General features: G+C 66.7%; 1 protein-coding gene. It reads right to left on the bottom strand.

Annotation, left to right across the window (positions count from 1 at the left end):
• On the bottom strand, window positions 1-408 hold a 408-nt coding region (locus NP777_RS47275; RefSeq protein ID WP_256656384.1), incomplete at both ends, for an acyltransferase domain-containing protein.

Genomic DNA, 408 nt, shown 5'->3' with positions numbered 1-408 from the left:
CGACACATTCGACACCACCGGCACACTCGGGGCACGGAACTCCACGCCCTGAAGCACCTCGCCGAACTCGGCCAGCATGCCGTCCATACGAGCCGAATGGAACGCATGACTCACCCGCAACCGCCGCACCCGCACCCCACGCCCAGCCAACACATCCACAACCGCCTGAACCGCACCCTCATCACCCGACAGCACCACCGACTCGGGACCATTCACCGCCGCAACCGCCACACCCTCGCTCAGCAGCGGTCGCACCTCATCCTCCGACGCCGCCACCGCAACCATCGCACCACCCGACGGCAACACCTGCATCAAACGACCCCGAGCCGCCACCACCCGGGCCGCATCCTCCAACGACCACACACCCGCCACATACGCCGCAGCCAACTCACCAACCGAATGACCCAG

Origin of the sequence: Streptomyces rugosispiralis (assembly GCF_024505145.1) — a bacterium.
Lineage (GTDB): Bacteria > Actinomycetota > Actinomycetes > Streptomycetales > Streptomycetaceae > Streptomyces > Streptomyces rugosispiralis.
The sequence above is the reverse complement of the archived record's forward strand: the minus strand, read 5'-3'. Positions and strand labels throughout refer to the sequence as shown.